The 19,983-nt window shown below is 73.5% G+C and carries 21 protein-coding genes; 1 reads left to right on the forward strand and 20 read right to left on the reverse strand.

The window, feature by feature from the left end; all coding sequences use genetic code 11:
• The first annotated feature begins 60 nt into the window (after positions 1-60).
• Entirely contained in the window at positions 61-696 is a 636-nt protein-coding gene (locus tag ACIGHB_RS09055; RefSeq protein WP_399910908.1) for a histidine phosphatase family protein, read from the forward strand.
• Here the strand turns inward: ACIGHB_RS09055 and ACIGHB_RS09060 are convergent.
• The 20 genes from ACIGHB_RS09060 to ACIGHB_RS09155 form a co-directional block, all read right to left on the reverse strand.
• Positions 676-1,404, reverse strand: coding sequence for a lysophospholipid acyltransferase family protein (locus tag ACIGHB_RS09060; RefSeq protein WP_399910911.1), 729 nt, complete (start codon positions 1,402-1,404; stop codon positions 676-678). The genes ACIGHB_RS09055 and ACIGHB_RS09060 overlap by 21 nt on opposite strands.
• On the reverse strand, positions 1,401-2,681 hold the full coding sequence (locus ACIGHB_RS09065; RefSeq protein WP_399910914.1) for a hypothetical protein: 1,281 nt from the start codon (positions 2,679-2,681) through the stop codon (positions 1,401-1,403). The genes ACIGHB_RS09060 and ACIGHB_RS09065 overlap by 4 nt, the downstream gene beginning before the upstream one ends.
• Positions 2,682-2,691: 10 nt before the next feature.
• Positions 2,692-3,714 carry a beta-ketoacyl-ACP synthase III gene (locus ACIGHB_RS09070; protein ID WP_399910917.1) on the reverse strand — a complete coding sequence of 341 codons (1,023 nt, stop codon included), beginning with the start codon at positions 3,712-3,714 and terminating at the stop codon, positions 2,692-2,694.
• Positions 3,711-3,950, reverse strand: coding sequence for an acyl carrier protein (locus ACIGHB_RS09075; RefSeq protein ID WP_360307199.1), 240 nt, complete (start codon positions 3,948-3,950; stop codon positions 3,711-3,713). Before ACIGHB_RS09075 ends, ACIGHB_RS09070 begins: the two co-directional genes overlap by 4 nt.
• Positions 3,951-4,130: 180 nt before the next feature.
• A complete protein-coding gene (locus ACIGHB_RS09080) occupies positions 4,131-5,000 on the reverse strand; it encodes an alpha/beta fold hydrolase (protein ID WP_399910919.1) in 870 nt (289 codons plus the stop codon).
• Between the two features lie 133 nt (positions 5,001-5,133).
• A complete protein-coding gene (locus ACIGHB_RS09085) occupies positions 5,134-6,399 on the reverse strand; it encodes an ATP-grasp domain-containing protein (protein ID WP_399910922.1) in 1,266 nt (421 codons plus the stop codon).
• The gene (locus ACIGHB_RS09090; RefSeq protein ID WP_399910924.1) at positions 6,396-6,761 is read right to left on the reverse strand and encodes a putative quinol monooxygenase; all 366 of its coding nucleotides are present in this window, start codon (positions 6,759-6,761) and stop codon (positions 6,396-6,398) included. Before ACIGHB_RS09090 ends, ACIGHB_RS09085 begins: the two co-directional genes overlap by 4 nt.
• Positions 6,761-7,729: an NAD-dependent epimerase/dehydratase family protein gene (locus ACIGHB_RS09095; RefSeq protein ID WP_399910927.1), complete on the reverse strand. Its 969-nt coding sequence runs from the start codon at positions 7,727-7,729 to the stop codon at positions 6,761-6,763. Before ACIGHB_RS09095 ends, ACIGHB_RS09090 begins: the two co-directional genes overlap by 1 nt.
• Positions 7,730-7,761: 32 nt before the next feature.
• Positions 7,762-9,015: an MFS transporter gene (locus tag ACIGHB_RS09100; protein ID WP_360307213.1), complete on the reverse strand. Its 1,254-nt coding sequence runs from the start codon at positions 9,013-9,015 to the stop codon at positions 7,762-7,764.
• Positions 9,012-10,337, reverse strand: coding sequence for a hydrolase (locus ACIGHB_RS09105; protein ID WP_360307215.1), 1,326 nt, complete (start codon positions 10,335-10,337; stop codon positions 9,012-9,014). Before ACIGHB_RS09105 ends, ACIGHB_RS09100 begins: the two co-directional genes overlap by 4 nt.
• Positions 10,334-11,587, reverse strand: a complete 1,254-nt coding sequence (locus ACIGHB_RS09110) for an ATP-grasp domain-containing protein (protein WP_360307218.1) — start codon at positions 11,585-11,587, stop codon at positions 10,334-10,336. The genes ACIGHB_RS09105 and ACIGHB_RS09110 overlap by 4 nt, the downstream gene beginning before the upstream one ends.
• 38 nt (positions 11,588-11,625) lie before the next feature.
• Positions 11,626-12,582 (reverse strand): transketolase, encoded by a 957-nt coding sequence (locus ACIGHB_RS09115; protein ID WP_399910932.1) that lies wholly within the window; start codon positions 12,580-12,582, stop codon positions 11,626-11,628.
• Positions 12,579-13,496: a thiamine pyrophosphate-dependent enzyme gene (locus tag ACIGHB_RS09120; RefSeq protein WP_399910934.1), complete on the reverse strand. Its 918-nt coding sequence runs from the start codon at positions 13,494-13,496 to the stop codon at positions 12,579-12,581. The genes ACIGHB_RS09115 and ACIGHB_RS09120 overlap by 4 nt, the downstream gene beginning before the upstream one ends.
• The gene (locus ACIGHB_RS09125) at positions 13,493-15,352 is read right to left on the reverse strand and encodes a M20/M25/M40 family metallo-hydrolase (protein WP_399910937.1); all 1,860 of its coding nucleotides are present in this window, start codon (positions 15,350-15,352) and stop codon (positions 13,493-13,495) included. The genes ACIGHB_RS09120 and ACIGHB_RS09125 overlap by 4 nt, the downstream gene beginning before the upstream one ends.
• A complete protein-coding gene (argC, locus tag ACIGHB_RS09130) occupies positions 15,349-16,398 on the reverse strand; it encodes an N-acetyl-gamma-glutamyl-phosphate reductase (RefSeq protein WP_399910940.1) in 1,050 nt (349 codons plus the stop codon). Before argC ends, ACIGHB_RS09125 begins: the two co-directional genes overlap by 4 nt.
• The gene (locus ACIGHB_RS09135; protein WP_388876784.1) at positions 16,391-17,710 is read right to left on the reverse strand and encodes an aminotransferase class I/II-fold pyridoxal phosphate-dependent enzyme; all 1,320 of its coding nucleotides are present in this window, start codon (positions 17,708-17,710) and stop codon (positions 16,391-16,393) included. Before ACIGHB_RS09135 ends, argC begins: the two co-directional genes overlap by 8 nt.
• Entirely contained in the window at positions 17,707-18,372 is a 666-nt protein-coding gene (locus ACIGHB_RS09140; RefSeq protein WP_399910943.1) for a degT/DnrJ/EryC1/StrS aminotransferase, read from the reverse strand. The genes ACIGHB_RS09135 and ACIGHB_RS09140 overlap by 4 nt, the downstream gene beginning before the upstream one ends.
• 159 nt (positions 18,373-18,531) lie before the next feature.
• A complete protein-coding gene (locus ACIGHB_RS09145; RefSeq protein ID WP_360307239.1) occupies positions 18,532-19,416 on the reverse strand; it encodes a RimK family alpha-L-glutamate ligase in 885 nt (294 codons plus the stop codon).
• On the reverse strand, positions 19,413-19,757 hold the full coding sequence (locus tag ACIGHB_RS09150) for an alpha-aminoadipate/glutamate carrier protein LysW (protein WP_399910946.1): 345 nt from the start codon (positions 19,755-19,757) through the stop codon (positions 19,413-19,415). The genes ACIGHB_RS09145 and ACIGHB_RS09150 overlap by 4 nt, the downstream gene beginning before the upstream one ends.
• Positions 19,729-19,911, reverse strand: a complete 183-nt coding sequence (locus tag ACIGHB_RS09155; RefSeq protein WP_399910949.1) for a hypothetical protein — start codon at positions 19,909-19,911, stop codon at positions 19,729-19,731. The genes ACIGHB_RS09150 and ACIGHB_RS09155 overlap by 29 nt, the downstream gene beginning before the upstream one ends.
• Between the last annotated feature and the right edge of the window lie 72 nt (positions 19,912-19,983).

Below are 19,983 nucleotides of genomic sequence, written 5' to 3' on the forward strand. Positions count from 1 at the left end.
TCGTGGGTGGCGTTGGTGGGGTGAGCGGCCTGATGGGGGTCGATGGTGCTGGGAGGACGCATGCGTCTCTTGCTGATCCGTCATGGCCAGACGGCCGCGAACCTGGCGGGTGCCCTCGATACGGCGGCCCCCGGGGCGCCCTTGACGGAGCTCGGGCACCGGCAGGCCGACGCGCTGGTGGACGTACTGCGGGAGGAGCCGATCGGGGCGGTGTTCGTCTCGCCGCTCACGCGGGCCCGGCAGACGGCGGGGCCGCTGTCCTCGGCCCTCGGCCTGCGACCGGCCGTGCGTGCCGGGCTGCGGGAACTGGAGGCGGGCGTCTGGGAGCTGAGCACGGCCGGCGACGACGTCAGCAGGTACGCGGCGGTCGTCTCGGCGTGGGCCTGCGGGCGCCCCGACGTACCCATGCCGGGGGCGTCCGACGGGCGGGACTTCCTCGGCCGCTTCGACGCGGTGACGGCCGAGGCGGCGGCCTGCGGGGCCCACGTCGCCGCGCTGGTGACCCACGGGACGGCGATCCGGATCTGGGCCGCGGCCCGCACCGACAACGTCTGCGTCGGATACGCCCTGGAGAACGAGGTGCCCAACACCGGTGTCGTCGTGGTGGAGGGCACCCCGGCGGCCGGCTGGCGCGTGGTGTCGTGGGCGGGGACCGAGGTCGGGGAACGGACGGAGTCAGCCCTGCTCGTGGGATGAGCTCCACACCGGGGGCGCCTTGCGCGGGGCCGGCAGGTCCACGAACTCCTGCCCGGACAGCTCGGCGATCCGCCGCATGAGGCGGAGCGTGGTCTCCCGCAGCGCCGCCGTCGTCGGGAAGCCGTCGGCACGGCGCTCGGGCGCCGGGGGCGCCAGGGGCGGTCCGAAGCGGATCCGGACGGGGTGGGACCGCAGCCGCCTGGTGCCGACGGGCTGCACGCGATCCGTGCCGCTGATGCCGAAGGGGACGAGGGGGACACCGCTGACGAGGGCGAGGGCGGCGGCGCCCGGGCGGCCCCGGTAGAGCCTGCCGTCCGGTGAGCGGGTGCCCTCGGGGTACAGCGCGAGGAGGCCGCCGCCGTCCAGGACCCGCCGGCCGGTGTCCAGCACGTCGCGCGCGGCCGCAGGCCCGCCGTACCGGTCGACCGGCAGGACGCCGAGGCGGCGGTAATACTGCGCCAGCAGCCTGCCCCTGGCGCCGGGCCGCGTGAAGTACTCCTCCTTGCCGAGGATGACGACGCGGCGGGGGACGGCGGCGAAGAGGAAGAGCGTGTCGCAGACGGCCAGATGGTTCCCGGCCAGGAGCACGGGGCCGGTGGCCGGGATGTGCTCGGCGCCCGTGACCGTCGTACGGCAGTGGGTGCGGGCGATCACCCGCATGGCGGCGCGCACGGTGCCGTAGACGAGGTGCGGTGGCCGGCGCGTCACGCGGGGCTCGCGGAGGGGGCGGGCGGGGCCAGGACGTCGATCGCCCGGAGCCACAGGTCGGCCAGTTTCTCGGCGGCGGGCAGCGCGGTGTCCGCCGTGAACGAGCAGACCGCCTCGTCACGCCACAGGGTGAGCGCCGGCTGGTACGGGAACGGCGCCGGAAGGCAGTTCAGGTTGGTGAGACGCTCGGCCCGCCGGCCCGCGAAGCCGAGGTCCGCGGTGCAGCCCAGGACGGTGGTCTGCATGCCGGCGCGGGCGAACACCCGCCCGGACAACGTCCCGACACCGGCGACGCCGAGCCGCCCCATCGCCTGTCCCATGGCCCAGCGGATCCCCGGATCCCGAAGCCGCCTGGTGCGGCCGGCGAGGATTCCGGCGCGTTCGCCGAGGTCGCGCCGGTCCCACGGGAGGTCGACCAGGGCCGGGGCGAAACGGTTTCCGGCGTACGGGGTCACCCCGCCCGCGTCCAGGGAGACGGGGAGCACGATGCCGCGGGTCCGCCGGCCCTCCGCCGTCCAGCCCGTGGGGTCGGCCTCTTCGGCGACCCGGGTCAGGGCGGCGACGTGGACGTCCAGGACCGAGCACTCCAGCGCCCGCGCCGCCGCGCGCAGCCGTGCGACGGGCACGACGGCCGACGTGAGCACCCGCCGGCCGTCGGGCCCGCCGGGCAGCAGCGGACGCCGTGGCGCGCGCACCAGCAGACGGGTGGAGTCCGCCGCGGTACGCAGCCGCCCGCCGACGCGCACGCCGAGCGCGGGGGGCGCCTTGTGCCGTTCCGGCGCGGGCGGGACGGGCACTGAGGGTACGGCGGGCTCTGTGCGCGCGAACAGCAGGCGGATCAGCCGCATCAGGCTGACCCCGTCGTGGAGCGCGTGATGGGAGCGGTAGCACAGCAGATACCCGTCCCCGTCCCCGGCGGGGACCAGCCATACCGCCCACGGCCGTTGCGCGCACGCGGGCGCCGGACTGTTGACCAGGGCGTCGTAGGCCCGTGTCCAGTCACCGGACCGGCAGCCCGGCACGGGGAGTTCACGCACGTGGGAGGCGAGGTGGTCGTGGCAGTCCGCCAGCGGCGGCAGCAGGGGAAGGCGCCGCCGTACGTGGTCGAGGACCGCGTCGGCACGCGGGGGCACGCCCCCCATCTCCATGACCGCGCCGATGTGGAGGTAGTGGACGGACTCGTCCATCGCCCGGATCGTCCGGTCGAGCGCCGGATAGAAGGAGGAAGAGACAGGGGCGGAGTCAGAGGCGGAGGAGGCGGCGGTCGTACGCGTCATGTCCGCCCTCTCATTCACCCGGGGTCAGTTCGGGCCATACGACGGTGGTGGCCCCCCAGGTCAGGCCGGCGCCGAACGCCGCGATCACCAGGCTCCGGCCCGGTGCCAGGGAACCGTTCCGGACCGAGTGGTCGAGGAGCAGCGGGACGGACGCCGAGGACGTGTTGGCGACGTGCTCGATGTTCGACAGCCACCGGTCCCCGGGCACGGCGAGGCTGGTCGACAGGGCCTGCGCGATGCGGGCGTTCGCCTGGTGGATCGCCACGCGGTCGACGGCGGGCAGGCCCCAGCCGCGCCGGTCGGCGGCCTCGCGGATCGCCCCTCCCATGCGGTCGACCGCGTGCCGGAACACCTGCCGTCCTTCCATCTGCAGGTACGGGCGCGGTTCCTCGTCCGTACGGCCGTGCCGTGTCCGCGAGCCTCCTCCCTCGGTGGCCAGCAGGTCCGCGCCGGTTCCGTCGCTGCCCAGCACGAACGGCCCGAGGGCTCCCGGCTCGTCGGCGTGCCCCGCCCGGAGCACGACCGCTCCCGCGCCGTCGCCGAAGATCGCGGCGGTGGTCCGGTCCTCCGGGTCGACGACGGAGGACATCGTGTCCGCCCCGATCACCAGGACCCGTTCCGCGGTTCCGGTGGCGATCTGGCCCGCGGCCACCGACAGGGCGTACACGAACCCGGAGCACGCCGCGTTGAGGTCGAGCGCGGCCACGCCCGTCAGGCCGAGGCGGGAGGCGATCTCGGGCGCGCACGAGGGGATCAGCCGGTCGGGCGTGGCCGTCGCCAGCAATACGGCGTCGGCCTGGCCGTGCCCCTGTGACTTCAGGGCCCGCGTCCCGGCCTCCACGGCCATGGCGACGGTCGCCTCCCCGGGGTCCACCCGGTGCCTGCCGCGCACGCCCGTGCGCCGGTGGATCCAGTCGTCCGTGACGCCCAGCCGCTCCGCGATGGCGTCGTTGGGCACCACCGTGGAGGGCAGCCAGGTGCCCAGGCCGCACAGCACCGCCGCCGGTGCCCCGGCGTTCCGCGCGGCGGTCACCGGGCGGCGGACTGCGGACAGCGCCGGTCGAGCAGGGCCGCCACCTCGCCGACCGTGGCGCACGCGGCGAGTTCGTCCTCGTCGACCGCGACGCCGAACTCCTCCTGGACGATCATGCTGAGTTCGGTCACGGCCAGGGAGTCGAGACCCGCGGCGTCCACCGTCGCCTCGGGGGTCACGACGTCCTCCGGCAGCCTGAGCTTCTCCACCAGCGTGTCCCGCAGCCACTCGTACACGGCTCTCCCTGTCGCTCGCATCCCGTGCCGCCGCCGGGGTGGCGCGGCCTCGGCGACCAACGTTCCAGACGGCGATCTTGGTCGGGCGCGGCGACCACTCTCACGGGTGAACGGCTGCCGATGATTCCCCCGGGAGGGGGTACGGCACCCGGAGACCGCTCCTCCCGGCCGGGTCACGGGTCAGCGGGACAGGAAGGTGAGGATGTGGCGGTTCACCTCCTCCGGCTTTTCGGAGAGGAGGAAGTGGCCGGCGCCTTCGATCATCGCTCCGTCGGAGCCCGGCGGGAGCAGGGCGATAATCTCGGCGAGGGTCGACGCGTCGACCACGGGGTCCTCGGTTCCGTGGAGGTAGAGGGTGGGCTGGGTGGGCAGCTCGTCCAGTACGCGGGCCATGTCCCAGTCCGGGGTGCCGAAGGTGGCGGCCGGGAAGTTCTGACGGTAGAGCTCCAGGCCCAGGTGGAGCCTCTCGGGTGTGTCGAGGCCCGCCTTCATCGCCTTGCGGTCCTCGGTGGAGTCGTAGCCGGGGACGGTGCCGGTCCAGTGCTCCCAGAGCCAGTCGAGGTAGGCGAGGTCGTCGGCCGCGACGAGCCGGTCGGCCACCGCCATCTGGAAGAAGTAGAAGTGGACGTACCGCTCGATCCTGGCGGGGTCCGCGCTGTCGCGGTCGTAGAAGCGCAGCGGCGGGACGTCGTTGACGACGACCTTGGCCCAGCGCTCGGGTGCGGCGGCCGCGGCGCCCCAGGTGGTGAAGCCGCCCCAGTCGTGTCCGATCAGGATGGCGTCGGAGCCGCCGCCGAGCGCCTCGTGCAGGGCGTTGGCGTCGGCGATCAGGTCGGGGAGGCGCATGCTGCCGTCCGGAGGCACCTGGGAGGGGGCGAATCCGCGCATGGTGGGGACCACGGCGTGGTAGCCCGCCTCGGCCAGCGCGGGCATGAGGTACCGGTACAGGTGGGGCGTGTCGAAGCCGTGCAGCATCAGCGCGAGCGGGCCCTCTCCCGCTTCGACGTAGGCCAGGTCCAGGCCGTTGACGGTGATCCGCTTGTGTTCCATTGTCCGCTCCTTGCCCAACGGGAGTCGCTAAAAAGAACGTTCTAGCAAGCGGGAAGCTAACACCCTGTTCGCGTCCGTCGCAAGCTAGAACGATCGATCTATCCAGTGGGAAGGGCGGGTGACTGATCGGCGGTCAGGACGGTTTCACGTGAAACACGAGGGCGTCCGCCAGGGACGCGCAGCGCTGGACGGCCGCCTCGCGGGTGGGGGCGGTGGCGAAGACATAGCCCCGGTCGGAGGAGAGCAGGGAGTCCATCGCCGACACCTCGTCACCCACGTGCTTGCCGATCACCGCTCCGGCGTCCACGTCGGCGAAGTCCTTGAGGTACGGGATCATGTGGGGGGCGCGTTCGCCGGCCGGGACCCGGCGGACGGGGACGGGCAGGTCGTCGATGCCGCTGATCGCCGTGATCCGGCCGGGGGCCGCGTCCAGGAAGCGGATCGCCGCGCCCCGCAGCGGCTCCGGCGCCGTCTCGGGCAGCCGGTCGATGCCCAGCGGGACCGTCATGAACAGCCGGGCCGGGTCCCAGCCGGTGGCCCGGTGCACCATCTCCGGGATGCCGGCGCCCGACAGGCGGTTGTGGGTCTCCAGGAGACGCGGGCCCGCCGGGGTGAGGACGAACTCGCTGTGCGAGGGGCCGTCGGTGAGGCCGACGGCGTCCAGCACGCCGGCGGTGAGCTCGTGGAGCTCCGCCAGGTCCGGCCGCGCCGCGTCGCTGGGGACGCTGCACTCCCACTCGACGAAGTGCTCGTTCACCCGGTACTCGCTGACGCCCAGCACCACATGGCGGCCCTGGTGGGAGAACGCCTCGACGCTGACCACCGGGCCCTGGAGGTACTCCTCGGCCAGGACGCCGCCGTACCCGAACTCCTCGATCTCCCGGAAGGCGCGGGTGGCACCCTCCGCGTCGCCGACCACGTTGATGTGCAGGCTGCCCGCGCCCTGGCCGGGCTTCAGCACGACCCGGTCGCCGACCTCCTCCAGGAACGCGACCGCCTCGGCGGCGCTGTGGACGCGCCGGTGCCGCACCGGGCTCAGCCCGTGCCGGTCCAGCGCCTGCCGGGTGAGGGCCTTGTCCTGGATGATCCGGGACACCTCCGGCGGTGTGCCGGGCAGGCCGAGCTTCTCGTTGACCTCGCCGACCGGCACCGCGGACAGCTCGGTGGTGGTGAGGATCCGGTCGAACGGCTCGGCCTCGTGGAGCGGCCCGAGCAGCTCCAAGAGCGCGGCCGTGTCGGTGATGTCGCAGGTCAGGATGGAGACGCAGTGCGCTTCCGCCTCGGCGCGGTCGAACTGTCCCTCGGTGTGGACCAGCGTGACGTCGATGCCGAGTTCCCTGGCTCCGTGGACGGGGGCGGGACGGCCTCCGACGACGGCGATGCGGGGCCGTGCGTTCATCGTGTGCTCTTTCCTGTGGTGGGGATGGTGGTCAGGGGGGTGCTCGGGTGCACCTCGCGCTCGACGCGCGGCAGGATCTCGGGGAGGTAGATCTCCTGGATGGCCGCTCCCTCGCCGTGCGCCTCCCAGTGGGCGCGGCTCGCCCAGCGCTCGACGAGCACGAAGCGGAGCGGGTCGGCGTCGGACCGGTACGCCTCCCAGCCGGCGCAGCCGTCCTCGGCGAGGCACAGCGGGCGCATGCGCCGGAGCGCGTCGGCCACGGGCTCGGCGTCGGCCGGGTCGGGGACACGGACGATGACGATCAGGTCGAACACGCGGGGGGCCTCCTCCGCGGGAGTCGGGGGATCGGTCGGGGTGGGCATCAGGCCGACTCCTCCGTCTTCTCCGTCTTCTCCGTCTCGGCGGCGATCCTGGCGATCTCCGGGAGCCAGCGGGCGATCGGCGCGAGGTCGACGCCGAGCGCGAGCGCCCGTCCCGCGTCCATGCCGAAGTCGGCCGGGCAGGAGTACGGCGAGAGCGCCGGGTCGCCGGCCGGGTCGTCCTTCTCCACGACGGTGGTCGCCTTCCCGGTGGCCCGCTCCACGGCGGCGCACACGTCGTAGACGTCCGCCGTGTCCGGGGAGGCCACGTTGACCACGCCGGGGAGGCCGGTGGTGGCGGCGCGGGCGAGGAACCCGGCGACGTCCGGGGCGTGCACCAGGGACGTACGGCCCGGCCGGGCGTGCGCCGTGACCGGCTCCCCGGCGCGGGCGCGGTCGAGGTGGAACCGCAGCCGCCCGGTGAAGTCGTCGGTGGCGGCGAGGACATGGGCGACCCGGGCGACGGTGACGGGCACCTCCGCGTTTCGCACCAGGGCTGCTTCGGCCTGCCGCTTGCCCTCGCCGTAGTTGCGGCCCACGAAGTCGAGGTCGTGCCACGGGAGGTCCGTGTCGTAGGCGTACTCCTCCGGCCGGAGTTCGTCCTCGCGGGCGAAGGCGCTCAGGGGCGGCGCCGGGGTCCGGTGCCGGAAGGTGTCGGTGTTGTACACCTCCATGCTGCTGGTGAGCACGAACCGGCCGGCGCGCTCGCCGAAGGCCGTACAGGCGTCCAGCGCGGCGGCCGGGGTGTAGCACGCCTGGTGGACCACGGCGTCGAACCGCTCGCCGGCCACCGCGGCGGCCAGCTCGCCCGGCCGGCCGACGTCGGCGGTCAGGCGCCGCACGGCCGGGCCGAACGGGTCGGCGGTCCGGCCCCGGGTGACCAGGGTGACCCGGTGGCCCTCGTCGAGCAGCCGCCGCACCAGGAGCTTCCCGAAGAAACGGGTGCCTCCGATGACGCAGATCTCAGCCATCTGTCTCGCCTCTCTCTTCCGTCCGGAGGGGGTCAGGCCGTGACCGGCTCGGCCGGCGACTCCGCGTCCTCGCCGGCGTCCGCGCCGGAGCGGTCCTGGTCGCGGCCGGCGAAGCAGATCACGGCGCAGAGCGCGGCCACCGCGGCGGCGACGTACCAGTTCGCGCCCGGCAGGTCGGCGGAGACCGACACGTCGAACATGACGCCCGCGAGGAGCGCGCCGGCCATGTTCCCGGCGCTCCGGAAGAAGTGCATGGCGCCCATGGCGCGGGCGAGCTGCTGCTCGGGCACCTTGCGGGAGACCCACATGTCGAAGGACGGCACGAAGAGGATCTCGCCGAAGACGACCACGAAGCAGCCGGCGGCGACGGCCCACAGCGCGGCGGGGGCGGAGCCGAAGAGGACGAAGGCGGCCGCCATGGCGGTCAGGCCGATGCCCATGACGACGCCGGGGCGCAGGTGCTTGATCGCCAGCTTGAAGACCGGGTACTGGAGGACGAGCAGGCTGAGACCGGTGATCCAGAACGGGGCGGACGGCGCCCACTGCGGCACGAACTTCCCCATGTGGAGCGGGATGCCGACGACGAAGCACAGGGAGAGGAACCAGAACGCCGCCGACAGCAGGAAGTAGCGGGTGGCGCCGCCGACCTCGACGGACTTGATCCCGGCCAGGCTGAACAGCGGCGCCCGCTCGGCGCCGGCGTCCTTGCGCGGGGCGGCGGTGCCGTCGGCCTGGAAGCCGTCGCGGGGGATGAAGAGGGAGGCCGACAGGCAGAAGCCGAGGAAGAGCACGAAGACGGCGGTGAACACGACCCGCAGGTCCATGCCGAGGAGCAGTCCGCCGGCGAGCGCGCCGCCGAACAGGCCGACCTGCGCCGACATCTGGAAGGTGGAGAACGCCTTGGCGCGCTCGTCCTCCGGGTAGGACACGAGGATGTTCTTCAGGCCGGGGAAGGCCGTGCCCGAGCCGAAGCCGATGAACAGCGCCAGCAGGCTGTAGACGGCGACGCCGCTGGTGAAGCCCATCAGGCCCAGCGAGACCGCCTCGAGACCGGTCCCGACGAAGACCGCGCCGCGGATGCCGAGCCGGTCGGAGAAGCCCTCGTAGGAGAAGGTCGCGGCCAGTCGTCCGACGTACGTCATACACATGACGACGCCGGCCCAGAAGCCGCTGTCGCTGTCGCCGAGCGAGGCCACCAGGATGGGGAACCAGATGAAGTTCCCGATGTGGGCGAGGAAGATTCCCGCGTTGAGCCCGAAGAGGGCGCTTCTGCGCTCGCTGGTCACAGGCTTGCCTTTCCGTTCGAAGGGGCCGAGCGGAGCTCGGAGATGGTGCGGGCGAGGGCGGCCCGGTCGATCGGCACGCCGTGCACGACGGTGGCCAGGGGCAGGTCCGACAGCGCGCCGCCGGGGGTGTGGAGGTTGAAGGTGGCGGGGGCGCCGGCCCGCAGCGGCGGCCGGTGGGCGACGCCGCTCAGCTCGTCGAAGTGGCGGCGGCCGGTGACGGTGGCCTGCCGGCGCAGCTCCTCGGTGAGCCCCTCGTCGTCCCCGGCGAGCAGGGCGAGCTCGCTGAGGAACGAGTAGCCGTGGTAGGCGCCGAGGTTGCCGGAGTCGGTGCCGATGAGGAGCTCGCCCCGGCGCAGCGCCGCGAGGGCGTTGCGGCGCATGTCGGCGAGGGCGGCCGTACGGGTCTCCTGGCAGCCGTACTCGATGCCGAAGGGCTGCTCGACGGTGTGGACGAACTCCAGGTTGTGGGGGTCCTGGGTGTCGAGGAAGCCCTCCCGGCCGTACTCGGCGAGGAACTCCTCCCGCGTCATGATCATCGACCGGAGTCCGGCGAGCGTGGAGACGAAGCGGGCGCTGTCCAGTTCCTTCCAGTCGGCGTCGTCGAGGGTGCGGTCGCGCACGGTGTGGGCGAAGAGCCGGAAGCCGCACTCGTAGGCGAAGCGGGTCTCCTCCAGGGTGTTGCAGTCGACGACGGCGGTCACCCCGCGCTCGGCGGCGATCCGGGCGGTGAACCGCAGCACCCGCTCGGAGAAGCGGGAGAAGCGGACCGGGCTGCCCGGCTGCTCGGTGCCGTCGGTGAACATGACCTTGAGGAAGGTGCCGCCGCGCTCGGCGTTGGAGCGGAGCGCGTGCTCCAGGTCGGCCTCCACGGCGAGCATGTGGACCGGCGCGGGGAACTCCACGCCGTGGCCGTTGCGCCCGGCCGCGTCGGTCATCGCCGTCACCGCGTACCCGCAGTGGACGAGCTCCGGGTACGGCCACGGGGACGCCTCCCGGCCGGCCCGCCAGGCGTCGTCCACCAGCGGGAAGCCGAACATGTCCACGACGTGGGTGACCCCGTGGTAGAGGTACTGGAGGGCGACGATCCGGGGGTCGTCGACCGAGTCGTCCCAGTTGGCGGGGAGCGAGACGTGGGCGTGGGTCTCGGTGTAGCCGGGCCACAGCTCGGGCTCCGAGCCGGTGCGGCGGCCGGCCGGGACGAAGGCGGTGAACACGCCGTCCTCGGCCGTCACGTCGTACAGCGCCTCGTCGTCGAGGAGGGGGACCGCGACCCCCTGGACGGTGAGGGTCCCCGCCTCACGCCGGATCGGAGCCGGGCTCACCGGGCGACCTCGACGCCCATGCGCAGCTCGATCCGGCCCAGGGCCTCCTCGCAGCGCTCGTTGACCTGCTCGCGGTCCTGACCGGTGAAGATCAGGTGGCCGATCCAGTCGAAGTTGCTCTTGGCGAGCCGGTCGACGGCGGTGCCGGGCTTCTTGTACGCCTGGGCGCTGTGGAAGCCGGGGAGGCCGGTGAGGCCGTCGAAGCCGATCGACTCGACGGTGCCGGCGACGGGGGCGCCGAACCAGTGGCCGCCGGCCGTGGTGGCGCCGGGGAAGGGGAGCTCGGGGCGCTCGCCGAGGGCCTGCCGGATGACCTCCAGGTAGGCGTCGACGCCGGAGGAGATCTTCATCAGGGTCGGGACGATGCCGCCGATGAGCCGCCCGTTGACCTCGCAGAGCACCGGGCCGTCCGCGCCGAGGAGGAACTCGGTGTGGATGAAGCCGAAGTCCACGCCCAGCTCGTCGAGGACCTTCGTCGTCATGGCGAACAGCTCGTCCTGGAGCGGGTGGCCCTGGAAGTAGGTGGCGCCCATCTCGATGAAGTGCGGGAAGCCGCTCAACGGGCGGTCGGTGAGGCCCAGGTTGACGACCTCGCCGCCGGCAAGGACGCAGGACTCCACGGAGATCAGCTCGCCCTCGACGAACTCCTCGATGAGGATGTCGGGGATCCGGACGACGCCGCGCCCGTAGTCGGTGACCCGCGCCAGCTCGGCGAGGTAGTCCCGCAGGTCCTGCTCGTCCTTGAGGTGGAGGACGTGGAGGCTGGCGGTGCCGTCGGACGGCTTGACCACGCAGGGGAAGCCGACCTCGCGGACGGCGGCCTCGACCTTCGCCGGGTCGTCGACGTGCGCGAAGCGCGGCTGGCGGACGCCGGTGCCGTCCAGGGTGAGGCGGGTGCGGTGCTTGTGGCGGGCGTTGAGGGCGCCTTCGACGCTCATGCCGGGAAGGCCGAGGGAGCGGGCGACGGTCGCCGTGTGCACCGTGTGGTACTCGCTGTAGGTGGTGACGCCGTGCACCGGGTTGGCCGCGTGGATCTCCTTGGCGAGCCGCTCCAGCTCGTCGATGGAGAACGCCTGCGCGCTCTTCACGACCTGGCAGCGGGGGTGCTCGAAGGCGTCCTTCGCGAGCGGCGAGGCGGCCAGGTAGAAGTCGGGGTCGGCGGAGACGAGGGTGACGTCGTGGCCCAGCTCCAGGGCGTTGGCGATGCCCTGGACGCCGTTCGGGTTGCACTCGATCATCAGGATGTGCATGGCGGAACTCCTGGGTTACGTGGGGTGGTGGGCGCGTTTCAGGGGGTGGGGCGGTGCGGTGCGGCCGCCGCGAGGACGGCGTCGGCGTCGAGGCCGAGCCGGGCGAGGACCTCGTGGTGGTCGCCGCCCTCGTAGGGCCAGTCGTGGCCGGCGTTGACGCCGACGACCTCGCTGCCGGGCAGCAGCAGCGCCAGCGCCTCGGCGGCGCCGCCCTCGGCGCGGTGCTCCTCGACGACCACGAACCGGCGGTGCAGGCCGGCCAGTTCGGCGGCGGAGCGGGCGAGCCGCGGGTGGTCGAGGTGGACCAGGTGGGCGTGGGCGAGCTCGGGGCGCCGCTGCCGCGCGGCCAGGGCGAGGCGGGTGCCCTCCTCGCCGACGGAGACCAGGCAGGGCGTGTCGGCGTCGCCCCGGGCCTCCCACACGACGGGCGGGAGGCCGCCGTCCTCACCGGCCCCCGGGAGGGAGGTGTAGGCGGCGTTGCGGCCGGTACGGATGTAGGTGGGCGTGCCGGTGAGGGCCGCCTCGCGGACCACGGCGCGGGTCTCGGCCTCGCCGTACGGGGCGGCGACGGCGACGCCGGGGATGCTGCGCAGGACCGCGAGGTCCTCCAGGCAGTGGTGGGTGGTGCCGAACCAGGCGCCGGACACTCCCGCGTACGGGGCGACGACGGTGACGCCGGCGTTCAGGTAGCCCAGCGTCAGCTTGAGGCTCTCGGCGGCGCGCAGCGCGGCGAAGGGCGCGAAGGTGGAGACGAAGGGGCGGTAGCCGGCGGCGGCGAGCCCGGTCGCCATGTCGATCATGGCGCCCTCGGCGATGCCGAGGTTGAAGAAGCGGTCAGGGTGGGCGAGCTGGAAGGGGTGGTTCTTGCCGCCGAGGTCCGCTTCGAGGCAGACGATGCGGGGGTCGAGGGCGGCGAGTTCGGTGAGCTCGGCGCGGTAGGCGTCCCGTCCGCTCAGGGCGGCGGGCGGAGGCGCGAGGGTCGTCGTCGGGGTCATCGGATGGCTCGCTTCCACTGCGCGGCGCGGGCCGCGTCGATCGTCACGTAGTGCGAGGCGGCCTTGCCCTCGACGGCGCGGACGCCCTTGCCCTTGACGGTGTCGGCGAGCACGGCGAGCGGCCGGTCGGTGCCCGCGCGGTCGCCGGCGAACACCTCGGTCAGGGCGGCGAGGTCGTGCCCGTCGACGGTGACCGTGTCGAAGCCGAAGGCGTCGAAGCGCTCGGCCAGCCGGGGCAGCGGGGAGATGTCCGCGACGAGCCCGTCGTTCTGGCCGCCGTTGCGGTCCACGACGAGGACGAAGTTGCCGAGCCGCTGGGCGGCGGCGACCTGGACGGTCTCCCAGACCAGGCCCTCCTGGAGTTCGCCGTCGCCGGCGACCGCGATCCCGAGGCCGCCCTGGTGGTCGAGCCGGCGGGCCAGGGCCCAGCCGGCCGCGTACGGCACGCCGTGGCCGAGGCTGCCGGTGGGGAAGCGGACGCCGGGGACCTTCGGCCCGGGGTGCCCGGTGTACGGGTGCCCGGCGAGGCCGTACAGCGGGGCCGGGTTCTCCGGCAGGACGCCGCTGACGTGCAGCGCGGCGTACAGTCCTGCGGCGGCGTGGCCCTTGCTGAGCACCACCTCGGTGCCGTCGCCGCGGGCGGCCCGGTGCAGGACGGCGATCAGGATGTCCAGGACGGACAGGCTGCCGCCGAGGTGGCAGCCGCGCGGGCTCGCGGCCATGTCGACGACGAGCCGCCGCGCCTCCCTGGCCCGCTCGGCGAGCAGGGCGAGCGTGGCGTCGTCGACGGCCGGGGTGGCGGTAGCAGTGGCCGGGGCGCCGGTGGCGGTGGCCGCGTGCGCCGGGGCGACGGCGTGCGTCGGGGCGCCGGTGGCGGTGGCCGCGTGCGTCGGGGCGTCGTGCACGGTGGTCATCGGGCGCTCCCCTCGCCGAGGGCGAACCAGCGGTTCACGGCGTCCGCGAGGACCGAGCGGGCGGTGCGGTACTCCATGCTGCCGATCCGCTCCTCGTCGGTGTGGTCGAGGGCCGAGTCGCCCGGGCCGTACGCCACCATGGGGACGTCCTTCCAGGTCGTGGCCAGGGTGTTCATGTCGGAGGTGCCCTTCTTCACCACGAACCGCGGCCGGATGCCGGCCTGCGCGAAGGCGCGGGTGAAGACCTTGACGAGCGCGCCGGACCGGCCGCCCGCGTGACCGGGGGTGGCCCGCAGGATCTCCGCCTCCACGCCGTCGCGGCCGGCGGCGGCGCCGAGGGCGGCGGCGCGCAGCGCCTCCAGGTCGGCCGAGGGCGGGATCCGGAAGTTGAGGATCCCGACGGCCCGGTGGCGGGCGCGTCCGGTCTCGCAGCGGATGTCGATGACGGCGCTGAGCGCGTCGGACGCCTCCTTGAGGACCGCCGTACGGATGTCGTCGAGGACGTCCGTCAGGAGGTCGGGCGCGGAGACGGCGTCCATGCCGGCCGAGTGGCCGCTGGTCACCGAGGCGGTGACGCGCAGCTTGAACAGGCCGAAGTAGCCGAGCGTCAGGGTCTCCGCGCCACTGGGCTCGCCGATGACGACGGCGTCGGCGGGGTAGTGGTCGCGGGCGTGGAAGGCGCCCTTGGAGGAGGACACCTCCTCCTCGACGGCGCCGACGACGCGCAGCTGCCCGTCCTCGGGGATGTCCGCGTGGGCGAGGACCTCCAGGAAGTTGGCGAGGCTGCCCTTGGCGTCCACGCTGCCCCGGCCCCACAGCTCCTCGCCGCGCCACTCGGCGGGCCAGCGGTGCGGCACCGTGTCGAGGTGGCCGAGGAGCAGCATCCGGCGGGGGCCGTCGCCGCGGGTCGCGACGAGGTTGCCGGCGGCGTCGACCTCCGCGTCGATGCCCCGCTCCCGGCACCAGTCGGCCAGGTAGACGGCGAGTTCGGCCTCGTCGCCGGAGACCGAGGGCACCGAGACGACCTTGGTGAGCAGCCCGAGGTCGGCGCCCGGCTCGCGGGTGCGCCAGAAGCGGGTCCACTTGTCCGGTGCGGCCATGGTGTGCGGGCCGGTGATGGCGACGTCGGCGCTGCCGGCGAGGGCCATCTCGGCGGCCCGCACCTTCTGCCGCATCCTGCCGCCGGCGTACCGGGCGCCGTCGCCGGGGTAGGCGTTGGGCAGGGTGGAGGCGGGGTCCTCGGGGTCGGTGAGGAGTCCGGCGCTGCCGGTGACCAGGCGCAGGTGGTCGGCGTCGAGGGCGTTGCTGAGGGCGGCGGCGAGCACGTCGGCGTCCACGTTCAGCGGGGCGCCGCCGGCCTCGTCGTGCACCGGCGGGGAGACGCAGACGACGTCGTAGGCGTCGAGGAGCGTGGTCAGCCGGGCGGTGTCGACGTCCGAGGGGACGCCGGCCCGGTGGTCGCGGACGATCACCGGCCGGCCCTCGGCGCTGACGGCCTTCAGGGGCCGGTTGGCGCGGCCGCTGACGAGCCGGTTGCGGGCCGCGACGGAGGTGAAGACCCGCAGGCCGAGGGCGGCCAGGGCCTGCTCGACGGCGGGCAGGGTGACCTGCTCGTACGCGTCGACCAGGTGCCGCATCTCCTCCGGCGGGCAGTAGCGGACCTCGTCGCCGTTGGCGAGGCGCAGCCGGGGCATCGGGCGGCCGGTCGCGCGGTAGTGCCGCTCGATGCCGGTCGCCCCGCCGGCCACCAGGAGCACCCGGGCGCCGCGGGCCACCAGGAGCGCGAGCTCCTGGTGGACGGTGCCGAGGTCGAGGGTGGCGCTGCCGGCCTTGATCACGTACAGGGGCCTGGTCACGGCGACACCGCCGTGGTGGGCAGGCCCGCGGTCTCGGCGAAGCCGCAGATCAGGTTCATGGCCTGGATGGCCTGGCCGGCGGCGCCCTTGACGAGGTTGTCGAGCGCGGCGACGGCGACGCACTGCCCGTCGCGGACGGCGATGGCGACCTCGGCGACGTTGGAGCCGACGACGGCCTTCAGCATCGGGAAGTCCTGCGGCGCCTTCGGCGCGGTCCTGACCCGTACGAACGGCTTGCCGACGTACGCCTTGGCGTAGGCCCGCTTGACGTCGAGCGGCGAGACCCCGGGGAGCAGGTCGGTGTAGGCGGTGACCATGATGCCGCGCGCCACGTCGAGGCTGTGGGTGGAGAACCGCAGGTCCATGGTGGCGCCGGTGAACTCGGCGATGGCCTGGCTGATCTCCGGCGCGTGCCGGTGGCCGTACAGCTTGTGCACCCGGAAGTTGCCGCTGCGCTCGGCCGGCGGTTCGCCGCTGCCGCGGCCGCCGCCGGTGGAGCCGGTCTTGGCGTCGACGACGACCCGGTGGTCGATCAGGCCGGCGGCGAAGAGCGGGTAGAGCGCGTAGATGGTGGTGACGGCCATGCAGCCGGGCAGGCTGATGAACCGGCTCTCCGGGACGGCGCCGCTCAACTCCGGTACGTAGTAGGCGAAGTCCTCGAACGGCGGGTTCTTCGCGGTCTTCGGGTAGTACGACTCGACCTCGGCCTGGTCGCGCAGCCGGAAGTCGCCGCCGAGGTTGAGGATCCGCTTGGCGCGCTCGGCGATGAGCGGGAGGCGTTCGGGCAGCGCTCCGGTGGGGAGGCAGCCGAACGCGATGTCCACCTCCTCCAGTTCGGCCAGCGGCCGGAACTTGAGGCCGGCCGCGGCCGGGTGGTTGCGCAGCCAGGGGTGGACGGAGCCGAGGGTGGCGCCCGCGTTCCGCTCGGCGGAGAGGAAGGCGAGTTCGACGCCGGGGTGCTCCAGGAGCAGCCGGATGACCTCGCCGCCGGTGTAGCCGCTGGCGCCGATGACGGCGACGCGTACCTTCTGGTCGTTGTCAGCCAAGGCGGGCCGCCTTCTCGTACGGTCGGCGGTAGTCGCCGGCCTCGACGAGCTTGCGGACGGCGTCGGGGCGCCGGGCCACCTTGCGGAAGGCGTCGGCGTACCGCAGGGCGCGCTCGTACTCGACGGGGGAGCGCAGTTCGCGGCAGAGGACCAGGGTGCTGTCGAGCATGCCGAGCGTCACCGGGAAGTCCTCGGGGCGGTGGTCGCGCACGGCGCCCGGGTTGAGGGTGAACGGGTAGCCGTTGCCGAAGCCGTCGCGGTGCAGGAACGGCAGGTGGCAGGGGATGGGGGTGTTCTGCCACTCGCGGGCGGGCACGCCCTCGGCGACGAGCAGTTCGTGCACGGCCTCCTTGACGGCGTGCACGGGCAGGTCGCCGAGGCCGACGGCCTCGGGGTGCAGGGTGACGCGGTACATGTTGTACGCGTGGGTGTGGCCGTCCGGGACGTGCGGCGGGGTGAACAGGCCGGTGCCGTCCAGGGCTTCGCCGAGGAGGGCGGCGTTGCGGGCGCGGATCTCGTCGTAGTACGGGAGCCGCTTGAGCTGGCTGCTGCCGAACGCGGCGGCGACCCAGGACATGCCGTAGTCGATGCCGTGCCGCTCCAGGTAGGCGGCGGCGCGGTCGTATGCCTCCTCGGTGGCGAAGAAGGCGATGCCGCCCTCGCCGCCGAGCGGGAAGTTCTTGTCGGCCATGAGGCTCTGGCCGGCGGCGTCGCCGAAGGAGCCGGCGACCTGGTCGCCGATCTTCGCCGAGTGGGCGTGCGAGGCGTCCTCGACGAGGGCGATGCCGTGCCGGTCGGCGAGCGCCCGCAGGGCGGGCACGTCGGCCGGGAGGCCGTGAACGTGGACCGGCATCAGGGCGCGGGTGCGGTCGGTGATCGCCGCGGCGGCGGCCTCCGGGTCCATGCAGTACGTGACCGGGTCGATGTCCACGAAGACGGGGACGGCGTGCGCGGCGACGACCGCCTGGGCGGTGGCGATGAAGGTGAACGCGGGGACGATGACCTCGTCGCCGGGCCGCACGCCGGCGCCGACGAGCGCCATGTGCAGGCTGGAGGTGCCGCTCGCGGTCGGCAGCGCGTACCGGGCGCCGACGTAGTCGCGGTACGCCTCGGCGAAGTCGTCGACGACCTTCCGGGGGGCCTGACGCTGGGCCAGCATCAGGTTGAACACGTCTTCCTTGGTGATGACCGGGAAGAGGGTGCGGCGCAGGGCCTTGGGGATCAGGGCGTCGCCGCCCAGCGCGGCGAGCTCGGTGTCGAGTTCGGCCTCGGACGGGAGGGGCAGCGGCGCTGCCGGGAAGTCAGTGATCACGAGTGTGCTCCGGAAGTGGCGGCCGGCCGGACCGCGTGGGTGAGGGCCATGCGGGCGCAGGCGGCCACCAGCGGGCTGAGGCGGTAGTTGAACTGGACGCCGGGCACGAGGTCCGCGTCGGCCTCCTCCTGGGTCCACATGGTCCGCAGGTCGTAGGCGCCGAAGATCTTCAGGCGCTCGGCGCGCGCCCAGACGTCGGCGGAGTCGGTGAGGACGGCGGCGGCGGGGCCGAAGCCGAGGCCGGTGAGGTCCACCACCAGGACGGGGGCGGTGGCGCGGGCGGCGAGCTCGGGCAGCCGGTCGGCGTTCTCCTGGGTGAGCTCCACGTAGTCGTACGCGGGGGTCCCGCCGGGTTCGGTGGTCCCGCCGGTCTCGGTGGTCTCGGTGGTCTCGGCGGTCAGGCCGAGCCAGGCGAGGAACGCGAGGGACTCGCGGTCGGTGTGGGGCACGGACACGGTGTCGCCGTGGCCGAGGCCCTGGCCGGCGAGGGCGCCGTGGAGGGCGCCGGTCCGGCTGTTGAAGAGGGCCGCCCTGGCGCGGCCGGTGCGCTTGGTGAGCAGCCGCTCCAGGCCGGGCAGCTCCCGGTCGCTCTTCTCGATGCTCATGACGACGCCCGAGGTGAGGACGCGGGTGAGCACGGTCGCGGTGTCGAACAGTTCCATGGTCTTCTCCGGTGTCTCCGTCTCGCGTGACGGGCCGCGGGCATGACGGTGCGTCACGCCCGCGGCGGTGCGGCGGTGCGGCGCTGGTGGCTGACGTGCGAAGCCGGCGGAGGCGGTACGGCCTGCGCGGCGGTACGGCCTACACGGCGGTGCGGCGGCCTACGCGGCGGTCGGCGTGACGGCGCGGCGCCCGAGCAACTCCATGACGTACGCGGCGAGATGACCGGCCACGTCGACGCCGTGCTGGGCGGAGGAGCGGGCGAATTCGGGATTGGCGTTGACTTCGAGCACCAGCAGTTCGCCGGTGGTGCGGTCCTCGACGAGGTCGACCCCGTAGAAGCCGTCGCCGAGGGCGTCGACGACCTGGGCGCAGAGCTTCTCGATCTCCGGGGTGAGCTCGGTGCGGCGGACCTCCGCGCCGAGGTGGGTGTTGGTGCGGAAGTCGGGCGAGACCCGCTGGATCGCGACGACCGGGGTGCGGCCGACGACGACCACGCGCAGATCGTGGCCCGGCTTGTCGATGTACTGCTGCACGACGACCGGGAAGAGCTTGCCGGCCGCGTCGGTGGACTCACGGCCGCCGACCCAGGCGTCGACGCACTCGGGGTTGATCATCCGGGTGACGCCCCGGCCCCAGGAGCCGCTGACGGGCTTGACGACGGTCGGCAGCCCCATCCGGGCCACGGTCTCGCGCACCTGGTCGTAGCTGAAGGCGTGGAGGGTGAACGGGTGCGGGATGCCGTGCCGGGCGAACGTGAGGGCCTGGAGGCCCTTGTCGTTGCAGGTCTCGATGGTGGCGGCGCGGTTGAGGGTGGCGACGCCGCGGTGTTCGAGCCGGCGGGAGACGCCGATGGCGTCCTGGTGGGAAAGGTTCCTGATGAGGGCGAGGCCGGGCGGGCGCGTGTCGCCCGCCACCACCCCCGCGAGGTCTTCCCGGAGCAGCGGAGCCGCCTTCAGTCCCTCGGCCCGCAGGGCCTGGAGAAGGAGCTTCTCGTCCGGCCGCAGCATCGTCGCCGAGACGAGGACCTCTGCGTCCTGGCTCACTCGCCCCAGTCCTCCTCGACCTCCGGCGCGAGGTCCAGGCGGACCAGGTCACCGGACTTCTCCAGGACCTCGTGCTCCTGCCCGCAGGCGGTGCATTCGGTGATCTCGCCCTTTTCCCAGTCGGCCTGCACCTCGAATTCTGTGTCACATACGAGGCACTTGGGCGCCGCAATTGCGGTGGTCATTATGGAATCTCCTTGTGAAAATCGGCATGGCGGAGCCGCCGGGTGAATTGCCGATCGGTGAGAGAGCGCCCGCCGGGGTCCCGGCGGGGCGACATGCGGCAGGAGGCGTGCCGCGGTGGGCGGGTGGTCAGCCCCAGCCCTGGTCCTCCTGGACATCGGCGCCGGTGAGCACCGTGGTCGTGATCTGCTCGCCGGCCGCGGCACGGGTGTCCGCGCCCCCCTCGGCGGCGGAGATCCCGGCCATCGCGAACGCGGTGAGGGCGACGACGGCGAGGGCCCTCATGACGTTCGGAATAACAATCGTCTTCACTTCTGATCCCCCTGGTGTTCCGAATCCCCAGCTGCTTGCTGGTTTCCCTGGGAAGAGCATGCCCCGGGGTGG

It is taken from the genome of Streptomyces sp. NPDC085460, from assembly GCF_044541975.1.
GTDB lineage: Bacteria > Actinomycetota > Actinomycetes > Streptomycetales > Streptomycetaceae > Streptomyces.